The organism is Kitasatospora sp. NPDC059327, assembly GCF_042752535.1.
In the GTDB taxonomy this organism is placed as follows: Bacteria; Actinomycetota; Actinomycetes; order Streptomycetales; family Streptomycetaceae; genus Kitasatospora.
Genome location: NZ_JBHYYB010000002.1, coordinates 226,679 through 235,584 on the forward strand (window position 1 = coordinate 226,679; position 8,906 = coordinate 235,584).

An 8,906-nucleotide genomic window follows, 5' to 3' on the forward strand; every position below is an offset into this window, starting at 1 on the left:
TGACGTCCGCCAGGGCCCGCTCCGCGCACCCGTACCCGTCTTCCTGACGCGCCCGCCCGACGCTCCCGTGCCACGCGCACGCCTGTTCTCCCCGCCGGGCCGGGCCGTACCCTCCGCTCGTTCCGCCTTCCCCGAGGACGCCCACATGAGCCTGGACCTCGCCCCCGGCAGCCCGGCCGGCCCGACCGGCCCCGAAGCCACCGCCCCCGACACCGCCGCGGCGGCCGCCACCACCGGGGCCGCCACCCTCACGGAGGAACGGGCCCGCACACCGCTCACCCCGAAGTCCCTGCGCGCGATCGTCCGCGACCTCGCCGAGCAGCCCGACCAGTGGATCCACCACGTCCGGCTGTCCACCGAGGAGCGCTGGTACCGGCGGCTGGTGGCCGACGAGGACCACGAGGTGTGGCTGATCAGCTGGCTGCCCGGCCAGTCCACCGGGTTCCACGACCACGGCGGCTCGCGCGGCGCGTTCGCCGTAGCGCTCGGCGAGCTGGAGGAGCTCTCACTCGGCGGACCGGAGCAGGGCCTGCTGATCCGCCGGATCACGGCCGGCACCGCCCGGGCGTTCGGCCCGGAATACGTGCACGACGTCCGCAACACGGCCGCCGGCCCGGCGGTCACCCTGCACGCCTACTCACCGCCGTTGAGCTCGATGGCGCACTACGAACTGCGGGCCGGCGGACTGGTCCGCACCTCGCAGGAGGGACCGGAACAATGGTGACCACGATCGACGACCTGGTGGAGCGCGCCCGCGAAGGGGTCCACCGGCCCCGCGCCCGGGAGGCCTACCAGGCACAGCTGGACGGCGCGCTGCTGGTGGACATCCGGCCGGCGGCGCAGCGGGCCGCCGAGGGGGAGGTCCCCGGCTCGCTGATCATCGAGCGCAATGTGCTGGAGTGGCGGCTCGACCCGACGGGGAGCCACCGGATCCCCGAGGCCACCGGCTACGACGTGGAGGTGATCGTGGTCTGCTCCGAGGGCTATGCCTCCAGTCTGGCCGCCGCCTCGCTGCGTGAGCTGGGGCTACGCCGGGCGACGGATCTGGACGGCGGGTTCGTCGGCTGGGCCGCCGCCGGGCTGCCGACTCGTCAGGGCGGCTGAGCGGCCGAGCGGCCCAGCGGCCCACCGATCCACTGGTCCACCGGTCCGCCGGTCCACCGGGAGGACAGCCCACCGGACCGCGTCCGGGGCCCCGGCGGCCCGTCCGGTGGGTCCGGAGGCCTCCCCGGGCCGGCTGCCCCCGGGCGGACGGTAAATCAGGGACAGGAGATGATTCAGGTCATAGTCTGATCGGAGTTTCCGCCGGTCCGATGCTGGGCAGCCACGCGGGCGGAAGAACGCCCAGGCAGTTGATCCGACGGGTACGGCCGCTTCATGAGCCGTCACATGTCGACAAACCGCCACGACCGACAGACCGACACCGTCGGCGCCAGTAACGGAAGGCGCCGAGACAGAGGAAACTCCCCGTGATCAGATTCGACGGCGCCGGCAAGCGCCATCCCGACGGCACCATCGCCGTCGGGAGCCTGGACCTCGATGTGCCCACCGGCCGGATAACCGTCCTGGTCGGCCCGTCCGGCTGTGGCAAGACCACGCTGCTGCGCATGGTCAACCGGATGGTGGAGCCGACCTCGGGCCGGGTGCTCCTGGACGGCACGGACGTCGCCGAGCTGGAGCCCGCCAAGCTGCGCCGGGGCATCGGTTACGTGATCCAGCAGGCCGGGCTCTTCCCGCACCGCAAGGTGATCGACAACATCGCCACCGTCCCCTACCTCCTCGGCTGGGACCGCAAGCGGGCCCGGGCCCGGGCCGCCGAGCTGCTGGAGCTGGTCGGACTGGCCCCCGAGACCGGCAAGCGCTACCCGTTCCAGCTCTCCGGCGGCCAGCAGCAGCGCGTCGGGGTGGCCCGGGCACTGGCCGCCGACCCGCCGGTCCTGCTGATGGACGAGCCGTTCAGCGCCGTCGACCCGGTGGTCCGGGCCGGGCTCCAGGAGGAGCTGCTGCGGCTGCAGTCCGAGCTGCACAAGACGGTGCTCTTCGTCACGCACGACATCGAGGAGGCCGTCCGGCTCGGCGACCAGGTCGTGGTGCTGCGCGAGCAGGGCCGGATCGCCCAGCTCGCCGATCCGCACACCCTGCTCACCGCGCCGGCGGACGACGAGGTCGCCGCCTTCCTCGGCCGGGACCGGGGGCTGCGCGGGCTCGGCCTGCGCCCCGCCCTCGCCGTCGCCGTCCGCCCGGTGGCCGACGGACTGCGCCACGGGGGGTGGGAGTTGGCACTGGACGACGAGCGCCGCCCGATCGGCTGGATCGACCGGGACGCCGCGACCGCCACCCTGCACCCGGCCGCCGGGTACCGCCCGGAGACCGACACCCTGCGCACCGCGCTGGACGCCGCCGTCCTCTCCCCCGCCGGGGTCGCGGTCGCGCTGGACGCCGACGGCCGGGCCACCGGCACGGCGAGCCGCGAGGCCGTCCTGACCGCCCTCGCGGCCCCGCCCGCACCAGCCCCCGCACCCGTGGCCGCACCAGCCCCCGCACCCGCACCCGTGGCCGCGCCGAACGGGTCGGCGCCCGGGGCCGGCCCGGCGGAGCGGACCCGGGTGCCCGAGGAGGCCGACACGGCGGACGAGATCGACGGGGTCACCGGTGGACGATGAACCGATCGTCCGGTGGTACTGGATCGGCGACCACCTCGGCTACCTCGGCCACCTGCTCGCCGACCACGCGGTGATCGCGCTGCTCCCGGTGCTGATCGGCCTGCTGCTGGCCGTCCCGCTGGGGCTGGCCTGCACCCGCTTCCCCCGGCTCTACCAACCGCTGGCCGCCGTCTTCAACGTCGTCTACGCGCTGCCCTCGCTGGCGGTCTTCGTGGTGCTCATCCCCTACACCGGGCTGGCCACCCAGGCCACCGTGATGATCCCCCTCACCTTCTACGCGATCGCGGTCCTGCTGCCGACCACCGTGGACGGCCTGCACGCCGTCCCCGACCCGGTCCGCCAGGCGGCGACCGCGATGGGGTACGGGCCCTGGCACCGGCTGGCGGCCGTCGAACTGCCCGCCTCGGTGCCGTACCTGGTCGCCGGGCTCCGGGTCGCGGCGGTCTCCAGCATCTCGCTGGCGAGCGTCGGCGCCCTGGTCGGACGCGGCGGACTCGGCTACCTCTTCATCGACGGCTTCCAACGCACCTTCCCGACCCCGATCGTGGCGGGCATCGTGCTGATCGCCGCGCTGGCGCTGGCCGTGGACCTGGTGCTGATCGGAGCCCGGCGGCTGCTCGCGCCCTGGGCCGTCCGGGAGACGGGGGCCGGCCGGTGAACTGGCTCTCCTGGCTGGGGGACTTCTTCTCCGCCCCGGACCGCCGCAGCGGCCCGGACTCGATCCTGCACCGCGTCGCAGAGCACCTGCTGCTCTCCGGCGAGGCCCTCTTCTACGCGGCCCTGCTGGCCGTGCCGCTCGGCCTGCTGATCGGCTACACCGGCCGCGGCGCCACCGTCGTCACCTCGATGGCCGGCGCCGCCCGCGCGCTGCCCACGCTCGGCCTGGTGACGCTCGCGGTGCTGCTCGCCGGGGTCGGCGACACGGCCGTGCTGATCCCGCTGGTCGCGCTCGCCGCGCCGCCGCTGCTGGTCGCCGCCGTCGAGGGGGTGCGCGGGACCGACCCGGACGTGCGGGACGCGGCGCGCGGAGTCGGACTGACGCACCCGCAGGTACTCCGGCAGGTCTGTCTGCCGTCCGCGCTGCCGACCCTGCTGGCCGGGTTCCGGACCGCGACCGTCCAGGTCGTCGCGACGGCCACGGTCGCCGCGTACGTCGGCCTCGGCGGCCTCGGCCGGTACGTCATCGACGGGCTGGCCACGCGGAACTACGCCGTGACGGTGGGCGGCGCGCTGCTCGTGGTGCTGCTCGCGGTCGGCGCCCAGCTGTTCTTCGCCCTGTTGGCCCGGTTCGCGCTCCCGCCCGGACTGCGCGCCGAGCGTCGGTGCCGCCCGTCCCGCCGGGCCCGCTGATCCTGCTCCTCCCGCTGATCCCACCGATCCGGCTGATCCCGCTGGTTCTCATCCGCCCCGAAAGGACACGTATCACCATGTCGACATCCGCACGCCGCCGAAGCGGCCGTCGGGCCCTGCTCCTCGGCACCGTCGCCGCGCTCGCCCTCGGCGCCACCGCCTGCTCCTCCTCGGGCGGCGACCCGCTCGGCGGCTCCTCGAACTCGGCCGCCGCGACCGCCGGCTCGACGGCGGGCGGTGGGTCCGGCTCGACCGTGGTGGTCGGCTCGGCCAACTTCCCCGAGAACGTGCTGCTCGGCTCGATCTACTCGCAGGCGCTGAAGGCCAAGGGCGTCAAGGTCGAGGAGAAGTTCAACATCGGCAGCCGCGAGGTGCTGTACGGGCAGCTGCAGAACGGCAGCCTGACGGTGCTGCCCGAGTACAACGGCGCGCTGCTCTCCTACCTCGGCGCCAAGGCGTCCACGCCCACCACCGGCGACGTCAACGCGGCCCTGGCGAAGACCCTCCCCGCCTCGCTGGCCATCCTGGACTCCTCGCCCGCCGAGGACAAGGACACCCTGAGCGTCAGCCAGGAGAGCGTCGACAAGTTCCAGCTGAAGACCATCGAGGATCTGGTGGCCAAGGCGGGCGAGTTCACCATCGGCGGCCCGCCGGAGTTCAAGACGCGCCAGGAGCAGCCGCTCAAGGACGTCTACGGGCTGACCTTCAAGGAGTGGAAGCCGACCGGCGAGACCACCGCCAACGCGATCAAGGACGGCTCGATCCAGGTCGGCAACGTCTTCTCCACCGACCCGAAGATCGCCCAGCTGAAGCTCGTCCCGCTGGCCGACCCGAAGAACCTGTTCGGCGCGCAGAACGTCACCCCGCTGGTGAACAAGGCCGCGATCGGCGCCCCCGCGGTCGCCGCGCTGAACGCGGTGTCGGCCAAGCTCGACACCGCGGGCCTGGCGACGCTGATGAAGAAGGTCGCCGTCGACAAGGAGGACCCGTCGGCGGTCGCCAAGGAGTGGCTGAAGGCCAACGGACTGGACTGAGCCCCGACGGCACGACCGGCGAGAGTACGACCGGCGAGAGTACGCCCGGCGAAGGTGCCGGCGGCGGTGGCCCGGGAGGCGATGTCCTCCCGGGCCCTCGGGGTTTCGTGCCCGCCAGGAGCGCGCGGCCGGGGGGGGGGGGGCGGGGGGGGGGGCGGCGTGCGCTCCCCCCCCCCCCCCCCCCGCCGCTTCGCCGCCAGGGGGATCTTCCCTTGAGCGGCGCGAACATGACAGTGTGACGGGATGCGCACTCGTCTCCTCGCCGCCACCCTCACGGCGTTCGCCGCGGTGAGCCTCGCTGCCTGTTCGTCCGGCTCGGGTTCGAACGGCACCGCCGCCGGCTCCCCCACCGCACCGGCCGCCGCCACCGCATCCGCGCCGGGCACTCCCGCTCCCGGCGGCAGCACCGACGCCACCGGCACCGGCGCGCCGGCCACCGCCCCCGCGGCGGCTACCCCGACCGCCCCCGCCGCACCGGTCACCGGCACTCCCGACGGGCCCGCCCCGGGATCGGCCCCGCCCGGCGCGCCCGACGCCCCCGCCACCCAGGCGCCGCCCAAGCCCGCACCGCCGGCCGACGCCGGGCTGCCCGCCAAGCCGGGCGCGGACGACGCCGCCAAGGTGGTCGCCGCGCTGGCGGCGATCGACCCGGCGATCGTCGGCGACAAGCCCGACCAGGCCGTCGACCGGGCCCGCAACCAGTGCCAGGCGATGTACCAGTTCCCCAAGGACCGGGCCAAGTTGATCGAGCTGACCGACCAGCGCTTCACCGCGCCCGACCACCCGCAGGGCTTCGGCGCCGAGAAGGCCGGGAAGATCCTCGACGCCCTGCGCGCCACCCTCTGCCCGCCGTCCTGATCCCCGGCCGACGGAGGGCCGCCCCGAGCAGCCCGGTGTCCTGAGCACCGGGCCGGGGGGGGGCGGGGGGCCCCCCCCGCCGCGGCCCCCCGCCGCCCCCCCCCCCCGCGCCCCCGGGGGACTTCCCCCGGGGGCCGCGGGGGCCGCGCCCACCCCCCGGGCGGCGCCCACGGCACCCCACGCGAGCGGCGCCCGTTCGCGGCCGGCCCGGGTCGCCGGGGCCCGCCGCAGCACGACGGCGCGCCGCTACAACGACCTGACAGCACGGCAGGGCACCGCACGGCAGCACGACCGAACTCCCGTACGAGCCGGGGCACCGCGGTGTACTGTCGCGAGCAGGTGAGCCGGGAAGACTGGTCGGCGCGACGCTGACGCCTGCCCGAGGAGCACCATGGCTGCCGAGCCGAACGCCGCCACCCCCGCCACTCCGGCCGGTGGGGCCACGCGGACCGTGCGGGACCACCTCGGTCCGCTGGCACTGGTCGGCGGCCGGTGGATCATCGGCGACCACGAGCGCCGGGCCCATCTCACCTTCGAGCCCGAGGGCCTGGTGCACCGGGTGCTGGGCCGGGACCCGCATCCGGTGCCCTGGGACCGTCTGATGGAGCTGGGCGTCGCGGTCACCGTCGACCGGTTCTCCAGCTCCAGGTTCGGCGGCCTGCTGACCAGGACCCCGGGCATCACCACGCACGGCTCCTGCCTGCGGGCCACGGTCCGGCACCCCTACGACCTGTGGTCGCCCGACTTCAGCCACCACCGCGGCTTCTACTCCGCCCGCGAGATCGTGCTCCTGGACGTGCTGCTCGACGTGGTCGTCGCCCGGAAGCGGGCGGAACTGCTCGGCGACGCCGCCTGGCTGACCGGCGCGGTCGACCGGGTGGGCCGGCACCGTTTCGCCGTGAAGTGGCGCAGCGAGGGCGATGTCGTCAGGATCGTCGACGAGCTTCTCGCGCGGACTTCCTGACGCCCGGTCGGGCGCGCCGCTCCGCCGCCCGGCGCAAGGTTGGCCGGACCCCCGGGCGCGACGTCGCCCGGCCGCCCGGCCGCCCGGCCCCCGACGGCGTCGGGCGGCGAAGTCGGGCGACCGGTCGGGCCGGAGCGGCATCGCCCGGTCAGCGCCGGATGGTTCGCCCCGCGACCACCGGATCGCTCCGCCGACGAACTGTTAGGAGCCTTGACAGACGAGTGGTCTAGTCCAACCATAAGCATGTCGATCCGACCGGGATGCACTGTGGGGGTGTGACCACCGGCGGCTGAGGCATCGCCCTGCCCTGCTCCACACCGCCCCCGACCCGCGAGGCGTACGCGTGCCCACGCAGCGTCGTCCGTCCTTTCCGCGTGTCCACGGGGTTCCGCACGCCCCCATCGCGTTCCGCAGTCAACGGTTCCACCGCTCCACAGTTCCGCAGCGCACCTCTGCACTTCACCAACATCCTGCCCCACCACGTCTGTTGGAGAATCTCATGAGTCTACGCAGAACGATCCGGGCCGCCCTGACGGCCTGTGTCACGCTGGCCGCCTCGGCCGGCCTGGTCACCGTCGGAACGGCCTCGGCCGAGGCCGCGACCCCGCTGCCGACCCGGGTGTTCGCCCCGTACTTCGAGGCCTGGACCGGTCAGAGCCCGGCCGCGCTGGCCGCGCAGTCCGGCGCCAAGCACCTCACGATGGCGTTCCTGCAGGCCGCCACCAAGGGCTCGTGCACCCCCTACTGGAACGGCGACAGCTCGCTGCCGGTCTCCTCGTCCTCGTTCGGCGCGGACATCGCCACCATCCGGGCCAACGGCGGCGACGTGATCCCGTCGTTCGGTGGCTACACCGCCGACAACACCGGCACCGAACTGGCCGACAGCTGCACCGATGTCAACCAGATCGCGGCCGCCTTCGAGAACGTCATCACCACCTACGACATCAGCCGGATCGACCTGGACATCGAGGACAACTCGCTGACCAACACGGCGGGCATCGACCGCCGCAACAAGGCGATCAAGCTGGTGCAGGACTGGGCCGCCGCCAACGGCCGCTCGATCCAGTTCTCGTACACGCTGCCGACCACCACCAGCGGCCTGGCCTCCAGCGGCCTGGCGGTGCTGAAGAACGCGGTCACCAACAACGCGCGGATCGACGTCGTCAACCTGATGACCTTCGACTACTACGACAACGCCGCGCACGACATGGCCGCCGACACCCAGACCGCGGCGACCGGCCTCTACAACCAGCTGGCCAAGCTCTACCCCACCAGGACCCCGGCGCAGCTGTGGGGTTCGATCGGCATCACCGAGATGGTCGGCATCGACGACTTCGGCGCGGCGGAGACCTTCACCGTGGCCAACGCGACCACGGTGTACAACTGGGCGGTCTCGAAGGGCATCAACACGCTCTCGTTCTGGGCCCTCCAGCGTGACAACGGCGGCTGCCCGGGCACCGGCGGCCGGGACGACTGCTCCGGGATCAGCCAGGGCACCTGGGAGTTCAGCCACATCTTCTCCCAGTACACCAGCAACACCCAGCCGAGCAACGACTTCTCGGTCGCGGTGAGCCCGAACTCCGGCACGGTGGCGGCCGGTTCCTCCACCAGCGCGACCATCTCCACGGCGGTCACGGCCGGTTCGGCGCAGAGCGTCAACCTCACCGTCACCGGCGCCCCGGCCGGCGTCACCGCCACCGTCACCCCCGGCAGCGTCACCGCCGGCGGCACCGCCACCCTGAACATCACCACCACGGCCGCCACCGCGGCGGGCACCTACCCGCTCACCATCACCGGCAGCGGGGCCTCGGGCACCCACACCAGCAGCTACTCGCTGAAGGTGACGAGCACCCAGCCCGGTAACGACTTCTCGGTCGCGGTGAACCCGAACTCCGGGACGGTGGCGGCCGGTTCCTCCACCAGCGCGACCATCTCCACCGCCGTCACGGCCGGTTCGGCGCAGAGCGTCAACCTCACCGTCACCGGCGCCCCGGCCGGCGTCACCGCCACCGTCACCCCCGGCAGCGTCACCGCCGG

General features: G+C 73.9%; 9 protein-coding genes. All 9 read left to right on the forward strand.

All coding sequences use genetic code 11. The features are described 5' to 3' along the window. The first annotated feature begins 145 nt into the window (after positions 1 to 145). Positions 146 to 724 carry a cysteine dioxygenase gene (locus ACFXHB_RS02265; RefSeq protein ID WP_380571407.1) on the forward strand — a complete coding sequence of 193 codons (579 nt, stop codon included), beginning with the start codon at positions 146 to 148 and terminating at the stop codon, positions 722 to 724. Next, positions 718 to 1,104 carry a rhodanese-like domain-containing protein gene (locus ACFXHB_RS02270; RefSeq protein ID WP_380571408.1) on the forward strand — a complete coding sequence of 129 codons (387 nt, stop codon included), beginning with the start codon at positions 718 to 720 and terminating at the stop codon, positions 1,102 to 1,104. Before ACFXHB_RS02265 ends, ACFXHB_RS02270 begins: the two co-directional genes overlap by 7 nt. A gap of 365 nt (positions 1,105 to 1,469) precedes the next feature. Continuing rightward, positions 1,470 to 2,663 (forward strand): ABC transporter ATP-binding protein, encoded by a 1,194-nt coding sequence (locus ACFXHB_RS02275; protein ID WP_380571409.1) that lies wholly within the window; start codon positions 1,470 to 1,472, stop codon positions 2,661 to 2,663. Continuing rightward, a complete protein-coding gene (locus tag ACFXHB_RS02280) occupies positions 2,653 to 3,321 on the forward strand; it encodes an ABC transporter permease (protein WP_380571410.1) in 669 nt (222 codons plus the stop codon). The genes ACFXHB_RS02275 and ACFXHB_RS02280 overlap by 11 nt, the downstream gene beginning before the upstream one ends. Next, on the forward strand, positions 3,318 to 4,013 hold the full coding sequence (locus tag ACFXHB_RS02285) for an ABC transporter permease (RefSeq protein WP_380571411.1): 696 nt from the start codon (positions 3,318 to 3,320) through the stop codon (positions 4,011 to 4,013). The genes ACFXHB_RS02280 and ACFXHB_RS02285 overlap by 4 nt, the downstream gene beginning before the upstream one ends. Before the next feature lie 77 nt (positions 4,014 to 4,090). After that, complete coding sequence (locus ACFXHB_RS02290) at positions 4,091 to 5,047, forward strand: ABC transporter substrate-binding protein (RefSeq protein ID WP_380571412.1); 957 nt, start codon at positions 4,091 to 4,093, stop codon at positions 5,045 to 5,047. 243 nt (positions 5,048 to 5,290) lie between these two features. Continuing rightward, the gene (locus ACFXHB_RS02295) at positions 5,291 to 5,905 is read left to right on the forward strand and encodes a hypothetical protein (protein ID WP_380571413.1); all 615 of its coding nucleotides are present in this window, start codon (positions 5,291 to 5,293) and stop codon (positions 5,903 to 5,905) included. 391 nt (positions 5,906 to 6,296) lie between these two features. Beyond that, entirely contained in the window at positions 6,297 to 6,869 is a 573-nt protein-coding gene (locus ACFXHB_RS02300) for a hypothetical protein (RefSeq protein ID WP_380571414.1), read from the forward strand. A gap of 499 nt (positions 6,870 to 7,368) precedes the next feature. Further along, positions 7,369 to 8,906: chitinase (locus ACFXHB_RS02305; protein WP_380571415.1), on the forward strand; the 1,538-nt coding region annotated here is incomplete at its 3' end.

Bases quoted from the DNA above. Each gene is read 5' to 3' on its own strand.
- ACFXHB_RS02265 (WP_380571407.1), top strand. From the start codon at position 146: ATGAGCCTGGACCTCGCCCCCGGCAGCCCGGCCGGCCCGACCGGCCCC.
- ACFXHB_RS02270 (WP_380571408.1), top strand. From the start codon at position 718: ATGGTGACCACGATCGACGACCTGGTGGAGCGCGCCCGCGAAGGGGTC.
- ACFXHB_RS02290 (WP_380571412.1), top strand. From the start codon at position 4,091: ATGTCGACATCCGCACGCCGCCGAAGCGGCCGTCGGGCCCTGCTCCTC.
- ACFXHB_RS02295 (WP_380571413.1), top strand. From the start codon at position 5,291: ATGCGCACTCGTCTCCTCGCCGCCACCCTCACGGCGTTCGCCGCGGTG.
- ACFXHB_RS02300 (WP_380571414.1), top strand. From the start codon at position 6,297: ATGGCTGCCGAGCCGAACGCCGCCACCCCCGCCACTCCGGCCGGTGGG.